The following is a 24,655-nucleotide window of genomic DNA, read 5'->3' on the forward strand; positions in this document are numbered from 1 at the left end:
GTTTGCGTACAGTACAGAGCAGTTGGCACCTTTCCCGGCTAAGTTTGCAAGTAGTTGTTTTGCCGTCAAGGGTACAACCAAATCCTGACCAAGCCGGAAATTAACAGACTGAACCCGGGTTAGTTGCCGCCTAAGTATCTGTGCACCTGTTACTTTATGATGAAAACTATGAATTCAGCGTGGATCTATTTGATTGTGGCCGGCATCTGTGAAATAGGCTGGGCCATTGGGTTAAAGTACACCGAGGGCTTTACCCGGCTCTGGCCTACCGTGATTACCGTGGTGGTGATGATCCTGAGCTTCGTGCTGCTGGCCCAGGCCATGAAAACCTTGCCGGTTGGCACCGCCTACGCCTCCTGGACCGGCATTGGCGCCGTGGGTACCGCTATCCTGGGCATGGTCTTGTTCAATGAGCCCAAAGACGTGATCAGGCTGGTGTGCATCGGGTTGATTATTGCCGGGGTGTTGGGGTTGAAGTTTTTAGCGAAGGAGTAAGAATTTATTCTCTACAGTGTGATTGTGTTTTCTGACGGGGTGGCGTTTGATGATATTCCAAACTGCAGTATACAAGTTGGCTTTTTGCTGGCGTAGTGCCGCTTGCCTATGGGTTTATGGGCTACTTTTTCCATAGCTGATGAAAAGCGCTCACGGCCGCGGGGCCCCGTCTTTGCCCTTCGCACTGCCCTTGCGGCCCACGCTTGCAGTCTGCTCTTTGCTTCTGCTCTTCAGGGGCCACAAGCGAGGCGCTCGAGCCAAAGACTGGAATCGGGATCTTCCGGCTGTGGACTTGCATAGCAGCGATATCGCTAATCATTGTGCAAGAACTTTTCTAACTATGGCGCGGATTTACTTCCGTGACTTACGTTCAAAAGTCACGGAAGTAAATCCGCGCCATAGTTAGAGGCCCTCGCCAAAGACCTCGCAGTGTCTTCCAGACCTGTGAGGGTCTACCTATCGTGACTTTTACTTCTTCCATGGTTCAAGTTTGTGAGGTAGACCTATCATGAAGGCAGTTTGCAACTGCCGTGTGGCGAAAACCTCAGAAATGGCTTGCCGGCAAGAAGGAGAACCTACTTTCTGCGGTAGGCAAAAAGAGAATCAGAGGTGAGCAGGTAAATAAACTTATCACCTACCAAAACCTGGCGGTAAGGCTGGGTTTGCTCTGGCAGTGGCAGGGTGCGGGTCTGGAACGTGTAGAGGTGCTGAAACTGGAGTTGGTTGTTGGACAGGTAATACAGTTCATCGCCCACGAAGCCCACGTACGTGAGATTAGGGTAGGGCAATTTCTTCTGGTAGTTGCCCATGTTGTCAAACACGTAAATGCCTGAGAGCCGGTCTACCATGTACAGCTTGCTTTGGTACTCGCGCAGGAACGTGATGTCGTGCTGGCGGCGGTCCAGCAGCAGCTCCAAAGGGTTCTCAAACACGGCCCGGTTCACGCGGGTGTCAATCTTGAGCAGTCTAAAAGTAGTTTCGTCAAAGAGCCACAGCCGGTCATCGGCGGCCAAGGTGGCGGCCCGGATGGTGCCATCGGTAAACTCGCGCAGATCGGCCATGCCCAGTGGGGTCAGGAAGCGGTCCAGCAGTTGAACGCGCTGGCGGTCATCGTAGAAGACCAAGATTTTGGCCGGGCTCCAGGCTTCCAGCATGGCCACCCTGCCCTGCACCGGCGGCGAAAACGTGTTTACCACCTTGCCCAGCGTATCTAGCTGAATAATGTTCTGGCGCGTATCTGACAGGTACACGCGGTCGAACCGGTCAATGGACAGCAAGGCATTTCCTTTGGCCGGCAGCTGAAACGCCAGCGACCAGGCTGGCGCGGGTGCCTGGCCCATTCCCGTTTTCGGCGCGAAAATGCTAAAACACAGCAAAAACAGGCTAAGCAGGCTGGTTTTCAAAGTAGGTGAGGGTAAGTTCCTGGCCATCATAGACTGCGTAAGAGCAAAAATTGACCCATTCTCCCAGGTTCAGGTAGCGGCTGCGGTCGCCAATGGGCAGGTCCAGGGGCAAATGCCGGTGCCCGAACACGTAGAAATCATGGTGCTGCCGGCTTTCCACGCGGTGGCAGTAGTGCACCAGCCACTCGTCGTCGCCCTTGAACACCTCGTCTACCTTGGTGTTCTGGATGCGGCTCCGGCGCGACCAGAAGCTGGCCAGGCCAATGCCCACGTTGGGGTGGATGCGGGCGAAGAACCACTGGCTCACCGGGTTGGCGAACACCTTCTTCAGAACTTTATAGGTGTAATCCTTCGGACCCAGGCCATCGCCGTGGCCAATGTAGAACGTATGGTTGCCGATCTGGGTGGAAACAGGTTTCCGGATAACGGGGATGTTGAGTTCCTTGGGGAAGTAGTCGAACATCCACATGTCATGGTTTCCCGTGAAAAGGTAGATGGGAATGCCGCTGTCGGCGATTTCGGCCAGTTTTCCCTGTAACCGGATAAAACCACGCGGAATGGCGTGCCGGTACTCAAACCAAAAGTCAAAGATATCGCCCAGCAGGAAAATGGCGTGGGCGTCTTGCTTCACCTGATCTAACCACCGTACAATCTTTTTCTCCCGTGCCAGGCTTGCTTGGGGGGTAGGTACCCCTAAATGGAAATCTGAGGCAAAGTACACTTTCTTGCCGGGGGGCAAGTGGTCAATCGGTGTGATCATCAATGACGAAAAGAATGAGTTCTTTGGGGCCGTGGGCGCCCATCACTAAGGTTTTCTCAATGTCGGCGGTGCGGCTGGGGCCACTTACCAACGACAGCATAGACGGCAGCCGCTTGCCGTATTTTTCCTGCACAAACTGCAGCGCCTGCTTTATATCAGGCACCAGCTGTGACAATTTGGCCACCACCAAGTGCATGGCCGGGTACACCGAGAGCCTTCGGCCGCTGGCGTTGGCCGAGGAAACCAGAATACTGCCGGTGCGCGCCACCAGGGCTTCACAGGTAGTAAGGGCCGCCTGGGCATTCTCTATGAAGTCGTCCTCGGTACCGTTGAAATGAATGCCGCCCGCGTGCAGAATCTTCTTGAGGGTGGGCTCCCACACGTACAGGTTGTCCAGGCCGCGCTCTTTCTTGAAGGCAAACAGCTGGTCAAAGAAGTCTTCCTCGTTCTCGCAGTACACAAAGGTGCCGCTGTTGCGGATGAACGTCTCGGCGAAGAGCACGGAGAGGTCTTCCAGCAGCGGGCCGTAGACCGAGGTGGAGAAGTCTGGGGTAGGAGGCAGAAAAGGCGCTGACTTAGCCAGCGCCTCTCTTACCTTGCGGAGCACAATCTCTTTGGATTTGGCTTCGTACATGTTGTGTTTCGGTTTTAAGCCTACTTTTCAGAAAATAGCCTAGGAACTGAAGGTGGTGCCTTCGCCCACGCCTGAGCTTTGGTGGCCGCTTGGTTCGGCGGCGGTAGGCGTGTCTTCCTGGTTTTGCTGCGATCCCGTAGGCGTAGTAATATGGCTTTCGCCGGCCAGCTCGCTCTGGGTCTTGCTGCGGTCTGTACCGGCCGTGTGGGCCTGGTACGTGGTAAGGCCGTCAAACGGACGCTTGCCCACCAAGCGCTCCAGGTCGTTCTGGAAGATGATCTCCTTCTGCAGCAATTCCTGGGCTACCAGTTCCAGCTCATGGCGCTTCTCGGTCAATAACTGCAGGGTGCGCTCGTAGGCTTGCCCTACCAATAGCCGCACCTCATTATCAATGGTCTCAGCGGTAGTTTCTGAGTACGGCTTGGTGAACGTATTGTCTGGCTGCTTAGAGTCGTAGAAAGACAGGTTCCCGATGCGGGGGTTCATGCCGTACATGGTCACAATGCTGTAGGCCATTTTGGTGATGCGCTCCAGGTCGCTCAGGGCACCGGTAGAGATCTTGCCAAACACCAGTTGCTCGGCGGCGCGGCCCCCCAGGGCCATGCACATCTCATCAATCAGCTGCTCGGTGGTATACAGGAACTGCTCTTTTGGCAGGTACTGCGCATAGCCCAACGCGGCCACCCCACGCGGCACGATGCTCACTTTCACCAACGGATCACAGTGCTCCAGGAACCAGCCGGCAATGGCGTGACCCGCCTCGTGGTAGGCCACAATTTTCTTCTCTTCCGGCGAGATGATCTTGTTTTTCTTCTCCAGACCACCAATTACGCGGTCAATAGCGTCGTTGAAGTCCTGCATGTCAATGGCCTTCTTGTTGCGGCGGGCCGCAATCAGGGCCGCTTCGTTACACACGTTGGCAATCTCAGCTCCGGCAAAACCAGGCGTCTGAGCGGCCAGTTTACGGGCGTCAATGCCTTCTGCCAGTGACAATGGGCCTAAGTGTACGCCAAAGATCTGGGTACGGCCGTTGATGTCTGGTTTGTCAATGCTGATCTGGCGGTCGAAACGGCCGGGGCGCAGCAAGGCAGAGTCCAGGATGTCTGGACGGTTGGTAGCAGCCAGGATGATAACGCCGGAGTCAGTGGCGAAACCGTCCATCTCTACCAGCAGGGAGTTCAGGGTGTTCTCACGCTCATCGTTACCGCCGGGCATCTGCCCACGGCTCCGCGAACGACCAATGGCGTCAATCTCGTCAATGAAGATGATACACGGCGCTTTGGCTTTGGCCTGCTTGAACAAGTCACGCACACGGGCAGCACCCACCCCTACGAACATCTCCACGAAGTCAGAACCTGACAGCGAGAAGAACGGTACATCGGCCTCGCCGGCAACGGCTTTGGCTAACAACGTCTTACCAGTACCCGGAGGGCCTACCAGCAACGCACCTTTCGGGATTTTACCTCCCAGAATGGTGAATTTGGTGGGGTTCTTCAGGAACTCTACAATCTCCTGGATCTCTTCCTTGGCTTCTTCCAGCCCGGCTACGTCTTTGAACGTGATTTTCACCTTGTTCTCGGCGTCAAACAGGGCGGCGCGTGATTTGCCAATGTTAAAGATCTGTCCGCCAGCTCCTCCGGTGGCCATGCGGCGCATCAGGAACCAGAAGCCTACCATGAGTAGGATGAAGAACGGCCAGCCCATGAGAATCTCCAGCAAGCCGGTGCGTTTCTCAATCTCCAGCGGTACGCGCTGCTCGCGCGGCATTTCGGCCTGCAGTTTGTCCAGGTCCTGCTTGAAGCTCTCGGCCGTAATGATGGGGAAGTGGTAGTGCGCGCCTTGCGTGCTCATTGAAAGGCCGCCCCGGTTCTCCAGTTCAGCCCGGTATTTGTCGTTGCGCAGGGCTTCCTCTTTCAAGGTCACCTCTACCATGTTGTTGTTCACCACGGCCACTTTCTTCACATCCTGGGCCAGCAGCATCTCCTCAAACCGGGGTTGGCGGATCTCTACGGTGGCGTTCAGGTTGTTATAGTACGTCAAGCCGAAAATGAAAATCACGAGCGCCGCCAGCACCCAGATTTGCATAGTGGGCCGGGGCGGAGTGGTGGGGATTATTTTCCTTTTTCGCTTATTCTCTGGTTTGTCTGTCATGGATTGTTTCTCTTCAATTAAAGTAAACCTCCGGACCGGAGCTTTATTTAGGCTACGGCCGGCGTAGAATCCTGGGTAGATTCTACGTGCGTAATCTCAGCATCGCCCCAGAGTTCTTCCAGAGCGTAGAAACCACGCTTTTCCTTGAGAAAGATATGGGCTACCACGTCAACGTAGTCCAATACCACCCACTCACGGTTGGTACGGCCCTCGCTTTGCCAAGGATGCTCTTTTGTCAATTTAAAAACTTCTTCTTCAATAGAGGAGGCAATGGCGTCTAGCTGGGTGTCTGAGCTGGCTGAGCTAATGATGAAGTAGTCAGAGACGGCATTTTTCAGTGATTTCAGGTTAAGAACGACAATATCGGCCGCTTTCTTTTCCTGCATGCCTTTTACCACCAGTTCTGCCAATATGTCGGAATTGTCCTGAATCGTGTTTTGTTTCATCTGGGAAATATAAATTTGATCTTCAAAAATACTAAAGTCTTTGCAAAAATTTTCTCCTGAGACCCTCTTTATAGGGCAACAGTTGGTTTTTATGCCAGAATGCGCTTCTACCAACACAGAGGCACATGAGCTTCTTCACAAAAATGGGGCCACGGACGGTTGTGTCATAGTGGCGGGCGCCCAAACCGGCGGACGCGGCCAACGTGGCAATACCTGGGACGTGGAACCTGACAAAAACATTACGTTATCTGTCATTTTAAAGCCAACTTTTCTGGAGGCCCAGCACCAGTTTTCACTCAATATTGCCGTGTCGCTGGCGGTGCTGAACCTGCTGCGCGCCTATCTGCCCGTCGGCGCCTCCCTCAAATGGCCCAACGACCTGTATTGCCACAACCAGAAAATGGGCGGCATCTTGATTGAGAACTCCGTGAGCGGGCGGTTTCTGCAGCACAGCGTCATTGGCATTGGCCTGAACGTAAACCAGGTCACGTTTGCCCACCCCCGGGCCACCTCGCTGGCGCTGCGCACCGGCGAGCAGTTCCCCTTGCCTAAGCTGGTAAACGCGCTGCTGGAGAACCTGGAGCGCCGGTACCTTGCCCTGCGCAGCGGGGCCGCCGCCGCGCAGAAAGCCGAATACCTGCGGCACCTGTACCGGTACCAGGAATGGCATCTTTTTGAAGTAGACGGGCGAGTGGTGAGCGGGCAAATAACCGGGATAGACCCTGCCGGACGTTTGGCAGTACTGATAGAACAGAAATTGGAGTTCTTCCAGTTCCAGCAAATTAAGTTTGTGATAGAGGATTGAGCGTTTCTGGCTTAATTTTTGAAAGGGAGGCTTAAAACAACTTGTACATACCTGAGGCGGTATTGTTTTTTTTAGGGTTGAATATGGTAGAAAAACTATAAATTAGTTTGACCTTTGGCCGTTGGTGCTTATATTTGACCGCATCTGAAAAAATAGACTTAAACGCTTTTTGTACTATATGGCATGAAAATCTTTACACGCGTTTTCCTGGGGGTTCTGGCCCTGGGCTTAGTTTTTGGCAGCAAGGCTTCTACGTTGGGAGGGATTCCTGCGGGCCTGCCGGCCAATACCCGTTTGGTAAACACCTCCAATTCTGATACCTTGTTCCTGAACTGGCGTAAGCCCGTTGGTGAAACGGTATCAGTCTTTGGGATATTGCCTGGGTTGAATTTTCCCCTCCACAACCCCAACGTGAGCAGCCTGAGCACCAAGAAAAACAGCCCCTTCCTTTTCCTGACAAGAAACGCGGGGGGTACCGGCACTAAACCTAGCGTCAGAAACGCCTCGGCCTCTTACGCCAGCAACAGCCGCACCATTGCCGTGAACCAAGGAGCCAAGGAGACAAAGCTTATCCCATCGCTCAATGCGTATCCCAATCCCTCCAGAGGGGTGACCAGGATTTCTCTGAGTGCGCTGGGCGATGACAAATACAAGATCAGGATCTCCAACGTGATTGGGAAGGTATACAAAGAGATTCCCCTGATGCAGCCCTCGGCCACTGAAACCATTGTGGTAGACCTCTCGCCGCTGCCGGCTGGGGTGTACTTCTACAGCCTGCTGGTGAATGAAAAGATGGTGGAGACCAAGCGGCTTATCTTGCAGCAGCAATAAGAAAGACTTGTTTTGAGTTAGAAAAGAGTCGGTGAAAGCCGGCTCTTTTTTTATTTATTGCCCTTGGCAGAGGCGACACGTCTAGAAAATTGCTAATTTCGAGGGTTCAATCTTAACACATCATGTTGCAATACAATCGGATCAACAATCTGGTGGGTTGGCTGGTATTTGCGGTGGCTACTGTGGCCTACGTGCTTACCCTGGAACCAACGGCCAGTTTCTGGGACAGCGGAGAATTCATTGCCTGCTCTTACAAACTGCTGGTACCCCATCCCCCGGGAGCCCCCTTCTATTTGCTGTTAGGCCGTATGTTCTCCCTGTTTGCGAGTGATCCCTCGCAGGTGGCCTGGTGGGTGAACCTGTTGTCTGCCCTCTCCAGCTCGTTTACGGTACTGTTCCTGTTCTGGACCATCACCATCCTGGCCCGCAAGTTGCTGGTGCCGGCGCGCAAGGCTAACACCATTGGAGCCATGGCCACCGCTGCCGCTCCGGTAGCCGAGGAAACCATCATCCCCACCCTGGGCCAAACCATTGCCATCATGGGAGCCGGTGCCGTGGGTGCCCTGGCGTTCACGTTCTCAGACTCGTTCTGGTTCTCGGCGGTAGAGGCCGAGGTGTACGCGCTGTCTTCGTTCTTCACCGCCTTTGTGGTGTGGGCCATGCTCAGATGGGAAAGCCGGGCGCATGACGCCATGTCTGACAAATGGCTCATTCTCATCGCCTACATGGTGGGCTTGTCCATTGGTGTGCACTTGCTCAACCTGGTGGCCATTCCGGCCCTGGCCTTTATCTTCTTCTTCAAGCTTAGAAAGTACTCCAACAAAGGCGCCATCATTACCCTGGTGGTAAGCGCCCTGATTCTGGGCGTGGTGCTGGTAGGCATTATCCCCGGGTTGCCGTCCATTGCGGGTAACTTTGAGGTGCTGTTTGTGAACAGCTTCGGGCTGCCGTTTGGTGCCGGCGTGATCTTCTTCGTGGCCTTGTTCATTGGCGTGATCGTGTGGGCCGTACGGTACGCCATCCGTACCGGGAACCGGGCGCTGCACACGGCTCTGGTGAGCCTTATCTTCGTGCTCATCGGGTATTCTTCTTACCTGATCATTCCCATCCGGTCGGGCTACGACCCTACCATTGACGAGAACGACCCTGAGAACATTGTGAGCTTTGTGTCTTACCTGAAGCGGGAGCAGTACGGCGACCGTCCGTTGCTGTTCGGGCCGCAGTTCAACGCTGAGCCCATTGACCAGGAAGAAGGCGCTGCCCAATACATCAAAGGCCAGGACAAATACATTGAGGTGGGCCGCAAGGTGGAGCCGGTGTACGATTCCAAAGACAAGACCCTGTTGCCGCGCCTGTACAGCAACCAACCGGCGCATATTGCCCAGTATAAAAAATGGGTAGACATTCAGGAGGGGCAAAAACCATCATTCGGGCAGAACATGAGCTTCCTGTTCAGCTACCAGATGGGCCACATGTTCTGGCGGTACTTCGGGTGGAACTTTGTGGGTCGTGAGGGCGACATCCAGCAGTCGGGTGTGCTCTGGCCGTGGGAAAGCTCTGAAGGGCTGCCCGAGCGCGTGGCCGAAAGCAAAGCCCGCAACAACTTCTACATGCTGCCCCTGGCGCTGGGGATTATTGGCCTTATTTTCCAGTTCAGGAGAAAACAGCGCGATGCCTTTGTGGTGGCCCTGCTCTTCTTCTTCACCGGTCTGGCCATTGTAATTTACCTGAACCAGCCACCCATTGAGCCGCGCGAGCGCGATTACACCTTTGCCGGTGCCTTCTACGCGTACTCCATCTGGATTGGCCTGGGCGTGCTGGCCCTCGCCGATTTCCTGCGCAGAACCCTTAAGTCTGACGTGTTGGCCGGAGTAGTGGCCACTGTGGTAGGCTTGCTGATTCCGGGCGTAATGGCGGCCCAGGGCTGGGACGACCACGACCGCTCAGACCGTTACCATTCCGTTGACTCGGCCAAAAACCTGCTGAGCTCCGTGGCCCCTAACGCCATCCTGTTCACCAACGGCGACAATGACACGTTCCCGCTCTGGTACGCCCAGGAGGTGGAAGGCTTTAGAACCGACGTGCGCGTGGCCGTACTCAGTTACATGAACACCGACTGGTATATTGACCAGATGAAGCGCCAGGCCTACGAGTCTGAGCCGTTCCCGATGATTCTGGAGAACGAGAACTACCGCCAGGGCATCAACGACTACCTGCCCTACGTGGAGCGCCCAGAGGTGGCCAGCGGCATTGACCTGAAGCAGTACATCCAACTGGTGAAGCAGAACCACCAGGCCCTGCAGATCGGGGACCGGGCTGGTCGGACGTACCTGTCTTTCCCCACCAAGAACTTCTTCCTGAACGTGGACAAGCAGGCCGTGGTAGACGCCAACGCGGTGCCTGCCGAGTACCAGGATTCTATTGTGAGCCAGATGCGCTGGACCATTGACAAAGGTGGTCTGGAGAAGAAGCACCTGGCCATTCTGGACCTGATTGCCAACAACAACTGGAAGCGCCCCGTCTATTTCTCTACCACCGCCGATAACTCTGACTTCTTAGGGCTGGAGAATTACCTGCAGCTAGAGGGCCTGGCGTACCGCGTGGTGCCAGTGCAGAGCAAAGACCAGGACCAGGTGGGCTACATCGCCAAAAACATCATGTATGACAACATGATGAACAAGCTTACCTGGCGCAACCTTGACCGCACCGACATCTTCTACGACGAGAACTACCTGCGTTTCCCGGCTAACGCCCGTGACAAGTACTACCAGCTGGCCATTGAGTACCTGAAAGCCGGCGACAAAGCCACGGCCCGTAAGGTCATGAACCACTGCTTCACACAGCTGCCGGATAAGTCTATCCCGTACGACTATTACGTGCCGCCATTCATTGTGCCACTGTACGAGGTGGGCGAGCAGAAACTGGCCCAGGAGATTGTGAACGTGATGTCGGCCCGCGCAGACAAGGCCCTGCAATACTACTTCACCCAGAACTCCATGTTTGAGACCGAAATCCGCATAAACCTGTACATCATGCAGCAGTTGATTCAGGCCGCCCGCCAGGTGGGCCTGACCCAGAAAGCCGCCGAGATTGAGCAGCGCTTCATGCAGTACTACGGGCAAATGGGAGGGTAGCAAACTTCCTTAGAATTGAGTAGGAGAAAGGCTGGCCACATGACCAGCCTTTCTTTTTTGGCTCCTGTTTTGAGCCCGTTTCACAGGAAACAGGCCCAAAACAGGTCAGGCGCTACCTGGCTCTATAAGGAAAGTTGCCGCTGTCGGGCGCTTGTATTTCCTAAGAGAGGAACGCCTTCTCCCAGCAATGGGACGTCGGTTTTGAGCAAGGAATTGGCCATTGGTTGTGTCGCCCGCCAACCAGACCGCCAGATTGCACACTGAAAGACCGCCCCCGCGAGAGGCTAAGCGGTTCAGAAGTGAAGATATACGCAAAATGCGTTTGGGTCAGTTTCCCCAAAAAAGGCTTAGAGATGGGTGGATTCTACTTTCTGGGGTTTGGTCTCGTTTAAGGAGAAAGGGGCAGGAAACGCAACTGGTAATTTTCTGCAGAAATACGGCTACCTTTGCAGCCAATTCAGAAGGGCAGGGGCAAACTGCCCAGCAATTTTTAACATCCATGGAGAACAGAAATAATAGAGATAGAGCCGGAGGCGGCAAGCCCAGGTACTTTAGCCAACCCAAGGCCGATAAAATGGAGATGATCTTCGGGCTGCGCCCCATCCTGGAGGCCTTGCACGCGGGCAAAACCATGGAGAAGATCTACCTGCTCAAAGGCACCAAGCACAGCATTAGCCAGGAGATCACCGAGATGGCCCGCGAAGCCCAGATCCCCATCTCCCTGGTGCCCAACGAGAAGCTGGACCAGCTTACCCGCAAGAACCACCAAGGCGCCGTGGCCTACTTATCGGCTATTTCCTATTCTCCGCTGGATGAGATTGTGGCTTCCCTGTTTGAGAAAGGCAAAGATCCTCTGCTGCTGGTGCTGGACCGCATCACTGACGTGCGGAACTTTGGGGCCATCGCACGGAACGCCGAGTGCATGGGCGTAGACGCCATTGTGATTCCCAGCCGCGGAGCCGCCCAGATCAACGCCGATGCCCTGAAAACCTCGGCCGGTGCCCTGAACCTGATTCCGGTGTGCCGCGAGGCCAACCTCAAAGACACGCTGCACTTCCTGAAGCAGTCGGGCATACGGGTGGTGGCCTGTACCGAGAAAGCCGAGGACAACCTCACCGATGCCGCCGTTGACCTGACCGGCCCCATTGCGGTGCTCATGGGCAGCGAGGAAGACGGCATCTCGCCCGAGTACCTGAAAAGAGCCGACGTGCGCGTGAAAATCCCGATGCTGGGGCAAGTACAATCGCTAAACGTATCGGTGGCCAGCGGTATCATCCTGTACGAGGCCCTCAGACAACGCCAGCAAGCCTAACGCTTTTTAGAAGACAGTAATCTGGCAGGAAGCCGAAGCAAGTACACCTGCTTCGGCTTTCTGTTTTTAGGCCTGTTTTCTGAAAAAGGGATGAAAATAGGAAAACTGGGGAAGTGGCTTGTGATTGAACAGGCGCATAATGTGGCACCGGCTACAGAAGATGTAGCGCGTTGGCTATGATAGATGAACTTAAGTTTAGGAAGCCGTTTTCGCTGCGGTGCAGCAAGGGAGTCTGGAGACTCCCCACTATCCATAGGCACGAGTTAGAAACTCGCGCCAGCCGGGTTTGCCAGCCCGGTTGGCAGGTAGCGGACTAGCAAGAAGTTAGCCGTAATACCTTTTCTTCAACTAAAAAGTACGGTTAACAAGCTTGAAGAAGGTTCAAACTTGAAGAAGGTTCAAAAAGGTGGCAGTGTAAAAGTGCAGACTGCACTTACTAAGCAGACCGATTCCAGTCTTTGGCTCGAGCGCCTCGCTTGTGGCCCTTGGATAACATGAACTAAGCACAGACTGCAAAGTTGGGCCGCAAGGGCAGTGCGAGGGGCAAAGACGGGGCCCCGCGGCCGTGAGCGCTTATCAGAAACTATGAAACAACCCAGCCCATAAATCCATAGACAAACTGCCGCTACGCCAGCAACAGCCAAATGCGCGCAGAGAGTCTCGGAAGAACAAAGAGACTTCAGGCCGCTTTCCAGATTAAAATAATCTGCAAACATCCCCAACCCCAATCCATGTAAACAAAAAAAGGCGTGAGCCACAAAACCGTGACCCACGCCTTCCAAGAAGAGAAAAATCAAAATTATATAAAGTTCTGCCCTTTCATGGCCTTGGCATCCGCCACAAAGTCTTTCACTTTCTGCTCATCTTCCCGGCGGCACACCATGAACACGTTGTCATGCGAGGCCACAATGTAGTCTTGCAGACCCTGTACCACTACCAGTTGGTTTTCGGGGGTTTTGATGATGCAGTTGTTCACGTCATACAACAGCACGTTGCCGTCTACCACGTTGCCTTCGGGGGTTTTCTCCGAGAGGCTGTACAGAGAACTCCAGGTGCCCACGTCTGACCAGCCAAAGTCGCCGAGGATCACGTACACGTTGTTGGCTTTCTCCATGAGGCCGTAGTCAATGGAGATGTTGCGGCAGTGCGAGTAGGCCCGGTTGATGAAGGCGTCTTCCTGATCGGTGTACAGCACCGGAATGCCTTCCTCGAAGGTCTCGGCCATGTCGCTGAGGTACTCCCTGAAAGCCTTCAGAATGGTTTGGGCGTTCCAGATGAAGATACCCGCGTTCCAGACAAACTCGCCGCTGTCAATGAACATTTGGGCAATCTCCAGCGAGGGCTTCTCGGTGAAGGTTTTTACCTTTTTGAGCGTGCTCTGGTCATCGTCAATGAACTGGATGTAGCCGTAACCGGTGTCGGGGCGGGTGGGTTTGATGCCCAAGGTGACCAGAATGTCGCTTTTGGCGGTGGCCTCCAGGCCCTCTTTCACGCAGTTGATGAACGACTCCTCGCGCAGGATCACGTGGTCGGCCGGGGCCACCACAATGTTGGCGTTGGGGTTCTTCTTGGCTATTTTATAGCAGGCGTACGCAATGCAGGGCGCGGTATTACGGCCAATGGGCTCCTGCAAGATCTGGTTCTTGTGCAGATCGGGCAGGTGCTCCTGCACCAGGTTGGCGTAGTCACGGTGGGTGACCACGTAGATATTCTCAGGTGGGCACACGCCCCTGAAACGCTTCACGGTGGTCTGGATCATGCTTTCGCCGGTTCCTAACACGTCATGAAACTGCTTGGGATGGTTCACACGGCTGATTGGCCAGAAGCGGCTTCCAATGCCCCCCGCCATGATCACTACAAAGGTGTTTTGATTCATGTTAAACAAGTCCTTCTTTCAAAAGATCATGCAGGTGTACAAAGCCTGCAAAGGCACCTGCCTTGGTAACGATTAACTGGGTAATGTTCTTCTTCTGCATCATGGCCAGGGCCTCTACCGCGTACTCATTGCAATCAATGGTGAGCGGGGCAGGGGTCATGATGTCAGACGCGGTAATGCCAGAAAGGTTATCAAAGTTGGAGAGCATGCGGCGCAGGTCCCCGTCGGTGATGATGCCGGTTAAGTTACCAGAATTATCCAGAACCGCAGTAGCGCCTAGTCTTTTGGAAGAGATTTCAATGATTATTTCTTTCAGGTTGGCCTGGGTGGTTACCTGCGGCGCGGCGTTGAGCGCGTAAATGTCGGCCACTTTCAGGTACAGGCGTTTGCCCAGGGAGCCCCCGGGGTGCAGCGCCCCAAAGTCTTCGCTGCTGAAGTTGCGTGACTCCAAGAGGCAGACGGCCAGCGCATCGCCTAAGGCGAGGTGCGCGGTGGTACTGGTGGTGGGCGCCAGGTTGTTGGGGCAGGCCTCGCGCTCGATGGTGGCGTTCAGCACAAAATCGGCCTGCTGGGCCAGGTAAGAGTCTACGTTGGAAACCAGCGCGGCCAGTTGCGTGCCTTTGCGCTTGAGCAGCGGCACCAGCACCTTTATTTCGGGGGTGTTGCCGCTTTTAGAGAGGCAAATCACGAAATCCTCGGCCTGGATCATGCCCAGGTCGCCGTGAATGGCATCGGCGGCGTGCATGAAGAGCGCCGGCGTTCCGGTAGAGTTGAGGGTGGCCACCATCTTAGACGCGATGTTGGCGCTCTTGCCAATGCCGGTGACCACTACCCGCCCTTTGATGGCCAGAATAGCCTCCACGCAGGCCTCAAAATCGGCGTTAATATAATCGGCCAGTTTCAGGACCGCGGTTGCTTCTTCCTGCAACACTTTTTTTGCGATGCTTTTGATATTTTTCGTGATATTCAAGTTAGATTTGTATTAGACAAGACAACAACAGAAAGTACAAACCCTTGTTTCTCACAACAAGCATATTACATGTTAGTAAAACAAGAATCTTTAAAGAACAAATTAAAGGAAGTTTTCGGCTATAGTCAATTTAGGGGCAACCAGGAAGCGATTATAGAGAACATCATGGCGGGCAAGAACACCTTTGTGATCATGCCCACCGGTGCCGGAAAATCCCTATGTTACCAGTTGCCGGCCCTGGTAATGGAGGGGACGGCCATTGTTATTTCACCCCTGATCGCCCTGATGAAGAACCAGGTAGATCAACTGAACGCGTTTGGGGTGAACGCCCAGTTCCTGAACTCCACTTTGTCCAAAGCCGAAATGAACAAAGTGAAGAAGGAAACCGTGAGCGGCGAGGTAAAACTCCTGTACGTAGCCCCGGAATCACTGACCAAGGAAGATACCCTTGATTTTCTCAAGCAAGCCAAGATCTCCTTTGTGGCCATTGACGAGGCGCACTGTATCTCTGAGTGGGGCCATGACTTCAGGCCGGAGTACCGCAAGATCAGGGGCATTATTGACAACATAGGCAACCTGCCCATCATTGCCCTTACCGCCACCGCCACGCCCAAGGTGCAACTGGACATCCAGAAGAACCTGCAGATGGACGATGCCTCAGTGTTCAAGTCCTCGTTTAACCGCACCAACCTGTACTATGAGGTTCGGCCCAAGCACAAGACCAAGAAGCAGCTCATCCAGTACGTGAAGAAACACAAGGGGAAAAGCGGGATTGTGTACTGCCTGAGCCGCAAGAAGGTAGAGGAGATTGCCGAGCTGCTGCAGGTGAACGACATCAAGGCCCTGCCGTACCACGCCGGCCTGGACGCCAACGTGCGCATGGCCAACCAGGACGCGTTCCTGAACGAGGACGTGGACGTGATTGTGGCCACCATTGCGTTTGGGATGGGAATTGACAAGCCCGATGTGCGCTTTGTGGTACACTATGACACGCCAAAATCCATTGAAGGCTACTACCAGGAAACCGGCCGCGGCGGCCGCGACGGACTGGAAGGCAACTGCCTCATGTTCTACAGCTATGATGACATCATCAAGCTGGAGAAATTCAGCAAAGACAAGCCCGTGACGGAGCGCGACAACTCCAAGCTGCTGTTGCAGGAAATGTCGGCGTACGCCGATTCAGCGGTGTGCCGCCGCCGGCAGCTGCTGCACTACTTTGGCGAGCACTTTGACAAAGACTGCGGCTTCTGCGACAACTGCGTGCACCCCAAAGAGAAATTTGAGGCCGAGCAGGAGCTCACATACGCCCTGAAGGCGGTGGTGCAGACCAACCAGCGCTTCGGCATTGACCACCTGGTCAACGTGCTCATAGGGCACAAAGAGCAGCACGTGGAAAGCTACGGCCACCACCAGTTGGAGGTGTTTGGCGTGGGCAAGGAGCAGGAGCCCCAGTTCTGGAGCTCGGTGATCCGCCAGGCGCTGCTGTTTGATTACCTGGAGAAAGACATCGAGAACTTCGGGACGCTGAAGATCACCCAGAAGGGCGAGAAGTTCATCCAGAGCCCGCACGCCATCAAGTTCGCCAAGGACCACAACTTTGACGAGGAAGTACAGCAGGAGGAAGAAAAAGAGGAAACCCAGGCCGCGGCCGGGCATGATGCCGTGCTGTTTGACCTGCTCAAGGCCCTGCGCAAGAAACTGGCCAAGGAGATGAACCTGCCGCCGTACGTGCTGTTCCAGGATCCCTCCATCAAGGAAATGGCTACTACCTACCCTACCACCAAAGAAGACCTGGCGCACATTGCCGGGGTGGGCATGGGCAAGGTGCAGAAGTTCGGGAAACCGTTCCTGGAGCTTATCTCCAAGTATGTGGAGGAGAACGACATTGTCACCGCCGCCGATGTGGTGGTGAAAACCACGGTGAACAAGTCTAAACTCAAAATCTACATCATTCAGCAGATTGACAAAAAGATGGACCTGGAGGAGATTGCCTCTTCCAAAGGCCTTACCATGCCCGAGCTGATTGAGGAGATAGAGCACATCTGCTACTCCGGTACCAAGCTCAACCTGGACTACTACATCAACGGAGTGCTGGACCAGGAGCGCCAGGAAGAGGTGATGGACTACTTCATGAACGCCACCACCGACAACATGGCCGTGGCCATCAAGGAGTTGGGCACCGAGGATTATACCGAAGAAGACCTGCGTTTGATGCGTATCAAGTTCCTTTCTAAGTACGCCAACTAGAAATGCGTACCCATGATTAAAAAATTAAAAGCAGGTGGTCATGCACCTGCTTTTTTTGTTTCCTTTGTATACGCTTTGTTTTTGGCCTGATTTCTGAAATCAAGCCCCAAAACACCCAAAGAGCCTTTAATGACCCGCCTGAGCCCCGCTCAGGCACAACTCACGCCTGTATGAACGTACTGATAATAGGAGCGGGCGGCCGCGAGCACGCCCTGGCCTGGAAGATTAGCCAAAGCCCTTACTGCGACAAAATCTATGTGGCGCCCGGCAATGCCGGTACGGCCCAGATTGCCACCAATGTAGACATCTCCATCACCAATTTTGAGGAGCTTGCCAAGTTTGCCACTGATTTCAACATCATGATGCTGGTGGTAGGCCAGGAGGCCGCCCTGGTAGAAGGTATTGCCGACTACTTCGCGGAGAAAGAGTACCTGCAACACATTCTGGTGGTGGGACCGCGCAAGGCGGGCGCTCAGTTAGAGGGCAGCAAAGACTTTTCCAAGCAGTTCCTGTTGAAGTACGGCATTCCTACGGCCCGTTACCAGACGTTCACCGCCGATACCTATGACCAGGCTCTGGCGTATCTGCAGAACCACCCGTACCCGGTAGTGCTGAAAGCCGATGGTTTGGCCGCCGGCAAAGGCGTGGTGATTGCCCAGAATTACGAGGAGGCCAGCTTCACCCTGGCCGGGATGCTCAAGCACAATAAATTCGGCACCGCCGGAGACAAAGTAGTGGTTGAGGAGTTCCTGCAGGGCATTGAGCTCTCGGCGTTCATCCTGACCGATGGCAAGGAATACGTGCTGCTCCCCGAAGCCAAGGACTACAAGCGCATTGGCGTGGGCGATGTGGGCTTGAATACCGGTGGGATGGGTGCCGTTTCCCCGGTTCCGTTCGCCGATGAGGCCTTTATGACCAAAGTGCGGCAGCGGGTAATTGAACCGACCCTGGTTGGATTGCAGCAGGAAGGCATTCCGTACACCGGTTTCCTGTTCATCGGGCTGATGAACTGCAGCGGCGACCCGTACGTGATTGAATACAACGTGCGCCTGGGAGACCCCGAGACCGAGGCTATTCTGCCGCGCATCAAATCAGATTTGTTTGAGCTGTTCAAGGCGCTGCATGACCATGAATTGGGCAAGTTCCAACTGGAGATTGATTCCCGCTCGGCCACTACCATCTTCCTGGTTTCGGGCGGATACCCCGAGGACTACGAGAAAGGCAAGGAAATCCAGGGCTTAGACAAGGCCTTGCCTGAGAACGTACTTTGTTTCCATGCCGGTACCAAGAAAACCCACGAGGGAACCATTGTGACAGACGGCGGACGCGTCATTGCCATCACCGGACTGGGCCAGGACATGGAAGAGGCTCTGAGCAAGGCAAACGCCGGAGCGGCGCAGATCAAATGGCAGGGAAGATATTTCCGCCAGGACATCGGCTTTGACCTGAAGCAATATCTGGCAGAGCGTTTTTAAGGTGATTTCTAGAAAATAAGCCAAAATCTTGAAAAGGTGTTTTCCCGCCGTTTTCAGAAAAATAGGGCAAAAATGACAAAGGCCGGCAGAGATGCTGGCCTTTGTCATTTTCAGCCGGGAGGCAGAAGGTAATCTTTGCGCCGATTTTTCGTAGAACCAACATCATCAAGTCATAAATCAATGTCTCAACAACCTGACTATACCACCGCCGAAGAAGCCGTAAAACTCATTAAGTCCGGAGACCGCGTGTTTGTGCACGGGGCAGCCATGACGCCATTGCGCCTGATCAATGCCGTAGCTGCCCGTGGCCCGGAGTTGCAAGACGTGGAGTTCATCCACATGCACACCGAGGGGCCTGCGCCCTACACCTACCCAGAACACGCCGGCAGTTTCAAGACCAACGCCTGCTTTGTGGGCGGCAACATCCGGCAGGCGCTCAACGAAGGCACCGCCGATTACATTCCAATCTTCCTGAGCGAGATTTCCCTGCTTTTCCGCCGGAACATTCTTCCGTTGGATGTGGCCATGGTACAGGTGTCGCCGCCCGATGCCCACGGGTACTGTACGTTGGGCGCCTCGGTGGATGTGGCCTTGTCGGCGGTGGAGACTGCCAAGATCTTGATTGCCGAGGTAAACCCACGGGTGCCGCGCACGCACGGTGACGGCATTGTGCACGTAAGTAAGTTCCACGCCAAGGTTTGGGTAGACGAGCCGTTGCCGGCTCACGCCGCGAAAGCCTGCGGTCTGGTGGAAAGCAAGATTGGGGAACTGGTGGCTTCTTTGGTGGAAGACGGCGCCACCCTGCAGATGGGCATTGGCGGTATTCCCGATGCGGTGCTGCAGCAACTGGGCAACCACAAAGACCTGGGCATCCATACCGAGATGTTCTCAGACGGTATCATTCCGCTGGTGGAGAAAGGCGTGATTACCGGAGCCCGCAAGAAGGTGTTGAAAAACAAGATTGTCTCCTGCTTTGTGAACGGCTCGCAGAAAGTGTTCGATTTCCTGCACGATAATCCGGGCGTGGTGATGAAGGAGACTGTTTTCACCAATGACACCTCCATCATCCGGCAGAACCCCAAAACCACGGCCATCAACAGCGCTATTGAGGTAGACCTCACTGGCCAGGTCTGTGCCGATAGCATCGGGACGTACCAGTTCTCGGGTGTAGGCGGCCAGATGGACTTTATGCGCGGCGCGGCCTTGTCAGAAGGAGGGAAGCCCATCATCGCGCTGCCGTCTATCACCAACAAAGGCGAATCCAAGATTGTGAACATCCTGAAACCCGGGGCCAGTGTGACTACTACTCGCGCCCACGTTCGCTACATTGTGACAGAATACGGCATCGCTGATTTGTACGGCAAAAACCTGCGGCAGCGCGCCAAGGAACTGATCAGGATTGCGCACCCCTCGCACCAGGAGGAACTGGAGCGTTTGGCGTTTGAGCGGTTCAAGGTACTTTAATTGCTGGTTGTTAATTGCTGATTGTTTTCAATGCCACGGTGCGTGCTGTAATGCAAGCGATCAAACCTGTGAGGTTTTGAAAACCTCACAGGTTTTTACCGTTTATAGCCTGTTCCCTGAAAAACACCCTAAAAACAGAACGGCCTGACTTAGAGAAGCCAGGCCGTTCTGTTTTATGAAAACGAGGCTGATTAGCAGTAATCTTCAAATGCGCCTTGCAGGTTGTCTACAATGCGGGTTAAGTCATTGCCCTCGATGTGGTGGCGCTCAATCATGTGCACCAGCTCACCGTCTTTGAACAAGGCGATAGAGGGAGAAGACGGAGGGTAAGGCAGCATGTATTCACGCGCTTTGGCTACGGCTTCGGTTTCCATTCCGGCAAACACGGTTACCAGTTTAGAAGGTCTTTGCTCGCTGCTGGCAACGGCCATTTTCAGGGCCGGACGGGCTTTGGCAGCGGCGCAACCACATACAGAGTTAACGGCTACCAATACGGTGCCTTCTTTCTGATTTAATACTGCCTCAACTTCTTCAGGCGTCATTAGTTGCTCAAAACCGGCAGAAGTAAGGTCTTCGCGGATAGGGGCAACCATATATTCAGGGTACATTGCCATGGGTATGGATGAATTTAGGTGAATTCTGTTTCTGAGGTAAAATTACGAAATCAACCTTAAAACACAGCGGGCCCTTTTCTGGTTTCCGAAAGGATAGCAATTCTCTTCCCGGAAACTGTAAAAGACTCCTCAAGAGCTGTTTTCTTCTGATTATGAAGGTTTGGGGCCAAGACTTTAACCAGAGAAGGCTTCTAGCCGAACTTCTTTCTGATATTACTTACCGGGTGAATAGGCCCAGTTCCGGAGAAAGTCTCTGTCAGTCAACGTATGGAGAAAGGAAATGATGTCCGTCTTTTCTGCGGCGGAGAGGGGGAGGCCTAAGGAGCCGTCTGGGCGCTTAAAGATAAGGTCTAACGTGGCCGAGGAAACCATGCCGTGGGTGTAATGGTCCAACACCTGTGCTAGCGTTTGGAAACGACCATCGTGCATGTAAGGAGCGGTGACGGCCACGTTCCGTAGCGTGGGTACCTTGTATTTGCCTACATCCTCCGGGTGTTTCGTGATGCGGCCTTTTCCCCAGGCCATTTGCTCGTGGTCCTCTGGGAAAACAGCGTCTAATCCGTTGTTGCGGTAACTTTGGTCAGTGAAGAAATCGGTGGCGTGGCAGGGGGCGCAGTGTTGCCGAACCAAGGCTAATCCTCTCAGTTCCGCCGAGGTCAGCATGGCGTTGGGTTCCTGGCGTGCGTAGTGGTCATACAAAGAATTGCCGCTGATGAGCGTCCGCTGGAATTGCGCCAGGGCCCGCATGATTGAAGATGATGTTATAGAATCGGTCCCGAAGGCGGCTTTGAACTGAGGGGCGTAGGAGGAATGGTTTTGCAGTTCCCGGGTCAGTTCTCTGAGGTCCTGCGCCATTTCGTCGGCGTGGGTGAGTGGCCCTGCCGCCAGGGATTCCAGGTCTTTGGCACCGCCGTCCCAGAACCAGCCCTGGCTCCAGGCCAGGTTCTGCAAGGCCGGTACGTGCCTCCGCAAAGGTTGCCCGGAAGCTCCCACTGTGGTGAGTGCCAGCCCGTCTGAGAAAGCCTTTTCGGGTTGGTGGCAAGTGGCGCAACTGATCTGGTTATTGCCGGAGAGAATCGGGTCAAAGAACAATTTCTTTCCCAGCAGCACACCCTCTTTGGTAAACGGATTCCGCTCCGGAAACGGGACAGAGATTCCCAGGTTCGCGGGTGCAGCCACTGCGTAGCGATTGGGCTCTGGATGATCGGTTTCAACCCCTGATGAGCAGCCCATGATCCAGCAGCCCAGCAACCCTACAAGGCAGCCAAGTAAAGCAGGCCATCGGCGGAACGCCCAGGAGGAAAACAAGCCCAGCAGCATGGGTTTATTTCAGTTGGAACATTTGCCGGATGTTGTCAGCCACCAGGGCCGCATTGGCTCCGCCCATCACGCTGGAGAACCCCGTAGCGCTCAGGTCAATCACGTTAGGACCACCGAACAAGGTCCTGGTATTGGTGAGCAGGTCCAAGGTGCGGTTCTCCCCGGTAAGGCCCCAGTTAGAAGGCAGCGCAAGGGTTATGGTGCGGTAATTCGCATCGTGGCCAATGTGGTACAGGAAGTTCTTGAAAGCACCCTCAGAAGTGTTGAAATACTGCCCTTCGGCTACCAGGAATTTGTAGCCGGTATCCCAGTCCCAGGCCATGTTCTGGTTGGGGTCCAGATCGCCTACCTGGTCGGTGGAGTGGTTGCGGGCAGGGTCTACGCCTACGCTGAAGGTAAGCGTGGTATACGTTCCCGCAGGCACATCTGGTAATGTGAAACTCTCCTGGGTGTGATCAGCGGTGCGTTCAATGAGATGGTAGCTGTTGGGTTCCTCGTAGGTGGTGCCGTCTGGGCGGGTAAGCTTCACATTGCTGATGTAGTACCGGAAGGCGTTGAACTTTACCCGGTGCCCGTGTGCATTGGTGTACTCCTGTTCCAGCGCGAAAGGCTGCGTGTTAAAGGTGTGCTGAAAAGCCAGCGTGACCTGGCTAGGCCCGGCGACAGTAGAATCGTCATCATCTGAGCAGCTCCAGGAAAAGAGGGCAAGCACCAGGAGGAAAGCAGCGGAAAGGTTTTTACCAAAAGTAAAACGTGGCTTCATAGTTGTAAGATAGAAAGTGGGGGATTCTGTCTGGTGCGAACGTAGGCTGTTTGCCGTTTCAGGTGTAGTTTAGAGAAAACAGGGCGAAAACGTGTTTCTTGGCTTACTTATTAGGGTCAGAGAAGCGAGGGTCTTTGATGAAGGTTTCATCTGTGAGGGTGTGCAGAAAGGCAATGATTTGCCGCTTCTCCTCGCCCGTTAGTCCCAGCGTGGCGCCCCCGAAATCATTACGGGCTTCCTCAATGAGTGGGTCCAGGTTAGGGTCCTGCATGTTTACGTGCTCATTGTAGTGGTTTAACACGTCTTCCAGGGTCTTAAACCGACCATCGTGCATGTAGGGTGCTGTAAGCGCAATGTTGCGGAGCGAAGGTGCCCTGAACTTACCTCGGTCACTTTCCTTGCCCGTAATCAGCCAGCGGCCCGCGTCTTTGGGTTCCGCATCCAGCCCGTTGTTATGGAATGTGTTAAAGGTTTGCAGGGTGCCGCCGTGGCAATCGCCGCAGTTGCCGCCGCGCAGGCTGATGTTGGGGTCTGGATGGGTGAGGAAGAGGCGCATGCCCAATAGCTCATCAACGGTCAGGTTTTCCTTGCCCTCCTGGTAGCGGTCAAACCTGGAGTTGGAGGAGATGAGCGTGCGGGTAAACTGGGCCAGGGCTTTGAGCAGGTTCTCTTTGGTGATGGGGCCTCTGCCAAAAGCCTTTTCAAATAGCGCTGGGTATTTCTCTGTGGCCTGCAATTTGGCTACGGCAACATCCAGGTTCTGGTGCAGCTCAATAGGGCTCTCCAGCGGAATCTTCGCCTGTTCTTCCAGTGACTTGGGTCCGCCGTCCCAGTTTAACTGGGAAACCCACAGCAGATTGGCCAATGACATGGCGCTGCGGGTGCCGGCAATACCGTCAACTCCTTTGCTTACGGCCTGCCCGTCGGTAAAGGCGAATTGCTGTTGGTGACAGCTCCCGCAAGACATGGTGTTGTTGGCAGAAAGAGCTTTTTCATAGAATAGGGTTCGGCCCAAAGCCACGCCCTCCTGGGTAAGCGGATTATCGGCGGGAATCGCCTGAATGCCCCCGAAGCGCTGAGGAAGATCCAGTTGGTAGGGAGTAGGGGCGGGAAGGGGAGCAGGTACCTCTTCCCCGGGAGAAGCCTCGCTGCAGCTTCCCAGGAAGGAGGTAATGGCCACGCAGCCCCAGAGAAATAGCTTATGGTCAATACGCATGAGGTCGTATTTGATTTTAAGGATAACGGCGAAGAGATTGTTTTCCGTATTCGCCTGTTTCAGGGCTGTTTTCAGGAAAGAGGGCCCAAAACAGAGGCTAAGAACGGGAATTATGCCCAAAAGCCTGGTCTCTCTGCCTTGCTTGATGAGAAACCCCGCGGAAATCTTCGGGAAAGGTGTCATAAGATGGCGGTAAATGTTACCTTTGCAGAGCAAAACAGAAACGCAGGGAACTCTTCTGGCTTGTATTTGTCTGTAAGAGAGGCAGAAAAGCAGCGGGGTGAATTATTTTTGAGGAAGAATTCTTGGAAATTAATCTGCTACCTTGTAGTTTTGCAAACTCATTTAGAATCAGAGTCAAAAGCATTTATCTATAATCACAACCATGGCTAACCATAAGTCAGCATTAAAGAGAATCAGATCCAACAACGCGAAACGCTTGCTGAACCGCTACCAGGCGAAAACTACCCGTACCTTTGTAAAGCGTTTGAGATTGACAACCGACAAAGCCGAGGCGCAAGAACTGTTCAAGACGGTATCTGGTATGCTTGACAAATTGGCGAAGAAGAACGTGATTCACAAAAACAAAGCGGCCAACAACAAATCTAAATTGGCTCGTTTCGTGAATACCTTAGCTGCCTAGTTTTACAGCAGTATTTACATTTCTTGGGTTATTATAAAAGCCTTGCTCTCAGCAAGGCTTTTTGTGTTTGTGCCTGTTTTACCATCTAAGCGGCAT

General features: G+C 54.1%; 21 protein-coding genes. 10 read left to right on the forward strand and 11 right to left on the reverse strand.

The features are described 5' to 3' along the window. Window positions 1-168 precede the first annotated feature (168 nt). Window positions 169-495 carry a quaternary ammonium compound efflux SMR transporter SugE gene (gene sugE, locus JT718_RS17390; protein WP_205504062.1) on the forward strand — a complete coding sequence of 109 codons (327 nt, stop codon included), beginning with the start codon at window positions 169-171 and terminating at the stop codon, window positions 493-495. 575 nt (window positions 496-1,070) lie between these two features. Here sugE and JT718_RS17395 read toward each other — a convergent pair. Genes JT718_RS17395 through rsfS form a run of 5 tightly spaced genes read right to left on the reverse strand, consistent with a single transcriptional unit; the run spans window position 1,071 to window position 5,889 of the window. After that, complete coding sequence (locus JT718_RS17395) at window positions 1,071-1,835, reverse strand: hypothetical protein (protein ID WP_205504063.1); 765 nt, start codon at window positions 1,833-1,835, stop codon at window positions 1,071-1,073. Window positions 1,836-1,878: 43 nt separating this feature from the next. Beyond that, window positions 1,879-2,658 (reverse strand): UDP-2,3-diacylglucosamine diphosphatase, encoded by a 780-nt coding sequence (locus JT718_RS17400; RefSeq protein WP_205504064.1) that lies wholly within the window; start codon window positions 2,656-2,658, stop codon window positions 1,879-1,881. Then, window positions 2,642-3,292, reverse strand: a complete 651-nt coding sequence (locus JT718_RS17405) for a LutC/YkgG family protein (RefSeq protein WP_205504065.1) — start codon at window positions 3,290-3,292, stop codon at window positions 2,642-2,644. Before JT718_RS17405 ends, JT718_RS17400 begins: the two co-directional genes overlap by 17 nt. Before the next feature lie 39 nt (window positions 3,293-3,331). Beyond that, the gene (gene ftsH, locus JT718_RS17410; RefSeq protein ID WP_205504066.1) at window positions 3,332-5,443 is read right to left on the reverse strand and encodes an ATP-dependent zinc metalloprotease FtsH; all 2,112 of its coding nucleotides are present in this window, start codon (window positions 5,441-5,443) and stop codon (window positions 3,332-3,334) included. A gap of 47 nt (window positions 5,444-5,490) precedes the next feature. Further along, a complete protein-coding gene (rsfS, locus tag JT718_RS17415; RefSeq protein WP_205504067.1) occupies window positions 5,491-5,889 on the reverse strand; it encodes a ribosome silencing factor in 399 nt (132 codons plus the stop codon). A gap of 91 nt (window positions 5,890-5,980) precedes the next feature. Between rsfS and JT718_RS17420 the strand changes: the two genes are divergently transcribed. From JT718_RS17420 to rlmB, 4 genes are all read left to right on the forward strand, one after another. After that, the gene (locus JT718_RS17420) at window positions 5,981-6,694 is read left to right on the forward strand and encodes a biotin--[acetyl-CoA-carboxylase] ligase (RefSeq protein ID WP_205504068.1); all 714 of its coding nucleotides are present in this window, start codon (window positions 5,981-5,983) and stop codon (window positions 6,692-6,694) included. Between the two features lie 183 nt (window positions 6,695-6,877). Further along, window positions 6,878-7,525 carry a T9SS type A sorting domain-containing protein gene (locus JT718_RS17425; RefSeq protein WP_205504069.1) on the forward strand — a complete coding sequence of 216 codons (648 nt, stop codon included), beginning with the start codon at window positions 6,878-6,880 and terminating at the stop codon, window positions 7,523-7,525. Between the two features lie 122 nt (window positions 7,526-7,647). Continuing rightward, window positions 7,648-10,659: a glycosyltransferase family 117 protein gene (locus tag JT718_RS17430; protein WP_205504070.1), complete on the forward strand. Its 3,012-nt coding sequence runs from the start codon at window positions 7,648-7,650 to the stop codon at window positions 10,657-10,659. Window positions 10,660-11,158: 499 nt separating this feature from the next. Continuing rightward, window positions 11,159-11,971: a 23S rRNA (guanosine(2251)-2'-O)-methyltransferase RlmB gene (gene rlmB, locus JT718_RS17435; protein ID WP_205504071.1), complete on the forward strand. Its 813-nt coding sequence runs from the start codon at window positions 11,159-11,161 to the stop codon at window positions 11,969-11,971. Window positions 11,972-12,770: 799 nt separating this feature from the next. Here rlmB and JT718_RS17440 read toward each other — a convergent pair. Further along, window positions 12,771-13,847 (reverse strand): mannose-1-phosphate guanylyltransferase, encoded by a 1,077-nt coding sequence (locus tag JT718_RS17440; RefSeq protein ID WP_205504072.1) that lies wholly within the window; start codon window positions 13,845-13,847, stop codon window positions 12,771-12,773. Between the two features lies 1 nt (window position 13,848). Continuing rightward, entirely contained in the window at window positions 13,849-14,817 is a 969-nt protein-coding gene (locus JT718_RS17445) for a KpsF/GutQ family sugar-phosphate isomerase (RefSeq protein ID WP_205504073.1), read from the reverse strand. Between the two features lie 69 nt (window positions 14,818-14,886). On the opposite strand from JT718_RS17445, the gene recQ reads away from it, so the two are divergent. The 3 genes from recQ to JT718_RS17460 all read left to right on the forward strand — a co-directional run bounded on the left by recQ (window position 14,887) and on the right by JT718_RS17460 (window position 20,003). Next, complete coding sequence (recQ, locus tag JT718_RS17450) at window positions 14,887-17,064, forward strand: DNA helicase RecQ (protein ID WP_205504074.1); 2,178 nt, start codon at window positions 14,887-14,889, stop codon at window positions 17,062-17,064. 170 nt (window positions 17,065-17,234) lie between these two features. Beyond that, window positions 17,235-18,539: a phosphoribosylamine--glycine ligase gene (gene purD, locus JT718_RS17455; RefSeq protein ID WP_205504075.1), complete on the forward strand. Its 1,305-nt coding sequence runs from the start codon at window positions 17,235-17,237 to the stop codon at window positions 18,537-18,539. 180 nt (window positions 18,540-18,719) lie between these two features. Next, window positions 18,720-20,003 (forward strand): acetyl-CoA hydrolase/transferase family protein, encoded by a 1,284-nt coding sequence (locus JT718_RS17460; RefSeq protein ID WP_205504076.1) that lies wholly within the window; start codon window positions 18,720-18,722, stop codon window positions 20,001-20,003. A 191-nt stretch (window positions 20,004-20,194) separates the two neighbouring features. Here JT718_RS17460 and JT718_RS17465 read toward each other — a convergent pair whose 3' ends face one another. The 4 genes from JT718_RS17465 to JT718_RS17480 all read right to left on the reverse strand — a co-directional run bounded on the left by JT718_RS17465 (window position 20,195) and on the right by JT718_RS17480 (window position 23,916). Further along, window positions 20,195-20,611, reverse strand: a complete 417-nt coding sequence (locus JT718_RS17465; RefSeq protein WP_278251857.1) for a BrxA/BrxB family bacilliredoxin — start codon at window positions 20,609-20,611, stop codon at window positions 20,195-20,197. A gap of 219 nt (window positions 20,612-20,830) precedes the next feature. Next, entirely contained in the window at window positions 20,831-21,796 is a 966-nt protein-coding gene (locus tag JT718_RS17470) for a cytochrome-c peroxidase (protein WP_205504078.1), read from the reverse strand. 145 nt (window positions 21,797-21,941) lie between these two features. Next, entirely contained in the window at window positions 21,942-22,700 is a 759-nt protein-coding gene (locus tag JT718_RS17475) for an MbnP family protein (RefSeq protein ID WP_205504079.1), read from the reverse strand. 103 nt (window positions 22,701-22,803) lie between these two features. Further along, a complete protein-coding gene (locus JT718_RS17480; RefSeq protein ID WP_205504080.1) occupies window positions 22,804-23,916 on the reverse strand; it encodes a cytochrome-c peroxidase in 1,113 nt (370 codons plus the stop codon). Between JT718_RS17480 and JT718_RS17485 the strand changes: the two genes are divergently transcribed. Together JT718_RS17485 and rpsT are read left to right on the forward strand one after the other, a co-directional pair. Beyond that, window positions 23,902-24,309 (forward strand): hypothetical protein, encoded by a 408-nt coding sequence (locus JT718_RS17485; RefSeq protein WP_205504081.1) that lies wholly within the window; start codon window positions 23,902-23,904, stop codon window positions 24,307-24,309. The two genes, JT718_RS17480 and JT718_RS17485, sit on opposite strands and share 15 nt — an antisense overlap. Then, window positions 24,302-24,559: a 30S ribosomal protein S20 gene (gene rpsT, locus JT718_RS17490; RefSeq protein WP_205504082.1), complete on the forward strand. Its 258-nt coding sequence runs from the start codon at window positions 24,302-24,304 to the stop codon at window positions 24,557-24,559. The genes JT718_RS17485 and rpsT overlap by 8 nt, the downstream gene beginning before the upstream one ends. Window positions 24,560-24,655: the final 96 nt, after the last annotated feature.

Source organism: Rufibacter psychrotolerans (genome assembly GCF_016924645.1).
GTDB classification, from domain to species: Bacteria; Bacteroidota; Bacteroidia; order Cytophagales; family Hymenobacteraceae; genus Nibribacter; species Nibribacter psychrotolerans.

Excerpts from the sequence above, each read along its gene's own strand:
- JT718_RS17420 (WP_205504068.1), top strand. The coding sequence starts at position 5,981 with ATGCCAGAATGCGCTTCTACCAACACAGAGGCACATGAGCTTCTTCAC.
- JT718_RS17430 (WP_205504070.1), top strand. The coding sequence starts at position 7,648 with ATGTTGCAATACAATCGGATCAACAATCTGGTGGGTTGGCTGGTATTT.
- JT718_RS17400 (WP_205504064.1), bottom strand. The coding sequence starts at position 2,658 with ATGATCACACCGATTGACCACTTGCCCCCCGGCAAGAAAGTGTACTTT.
- JT718_RS17465 (WP_278251857.1), bottom strand. The coding sequence starts at position 20,611 with ATGTACCCTGAATATATGGTTGCCCCTATCCGCGAAGACCTTACTTCT.
- JT718_RS17425 (WP_205504069.1), top strand. The coding sequence starts at position 6,878 with ATGAAAATCTTTACACGCGTTTTCCTGGGGGTTCTGGCCCTGGGCTTA.
- JT718_RS17405 (WP_205504065.1), bottom strand. The coding sequence starts at position 3,292 with ATGTACGAAGCCAAATCCAAAGAGATTGTGCTCCGCAAGGTAAGAGAG.
- JT718_RS17480 (WP_205504080.1), bottom strand. The coding sequence starts at position 23,916 with ATGCGTATTGACCATAAGCTATTTCTCTGGGGCTGCGTGGCCATTACC.
- JT718_RS17440 (WP_205504072.1), bottom strand. The coding sequence starts at position 13,847 with ATGAATCAAAACACCTTTGTAGTGATCATGGCGGGGGGCATTGGAAGC.
- sugE (WP_205504062.1), top strand. The coding sequence starts at position 169 with ATGAATTCAGCGTGGATCTATTTGATTGTGGCCGGCATCTGTGAAATA.
- purD (WP_205504075.1), top strand. The coding sequence starts at position 17,235 with ATGAACGTACTGATAATAGGAGCGGGCGGCCGCGAGCACGCCCTGGCC.
- JT718_RS17475 (WP_205504079.1), bottom strand. The coding sequence starts at position 22,700 with ATGAAGCCACGTTTTACTTTTGGTAAAAACCTTTCCGCTGCTTTCCTC.
- recQ (WP_205504074.1), top strand. The coding sequence starts at position 14,887 with ATGTTAGTAAAACAAGAATCTTTAAAGAACAAATTAAAGGAAGTTTTC.
- ftsH (WP_205504066.1), bottom strand. The coding sequence starts at position 5,443 with ATGACAGACAAACCAGAGAATAAGCGAAAAAGGAAAATAATCCCCACC.
- rlmB (WP_205504071.1), top strand. The coding sequence starts at position 11,159 with ATGGAGAACAGAAATAATAGAGATAGAGCCGGAGGCGGCAAGCCCAGG.
- JT718_RS17395 (WP_205504063.1), bottom strand. The coding sequence starts at position 1,835 with ATGGGCCAGGCACCCGCGCCAGCCTGGTCGCTGGCGTTTCAGCTGCCG.
- rsfS (WP_205504067.1), bottom strand. The coding sequence starts at position 5,889 with ATGAAACAAAACACGATTCAGGACAATTCCGACATATTGGCAGAACTG.
- JT718_RS17460 (WP_205504076.1), top strand. The coding sequence starts at position 18,720 with ATGTCTCAACAACCTGACTATACCACCGCCGAAGAAGCCGTAAAACTC.
- rpsT (WP_205504082.1), top strand. The coding sequence starts at position 24,302 with ATGGCTAACCATAAGTCAGCATTAAAGAGAATCAGATCCAACAACGCG.
- JT718_RS17485 (WP_205504081.1), top strand. The coding sequence starts at position 23,902 with ATGGTCAATACGCATGAGGTCGTATTTGATTTTAAGGATAACGGCGAA.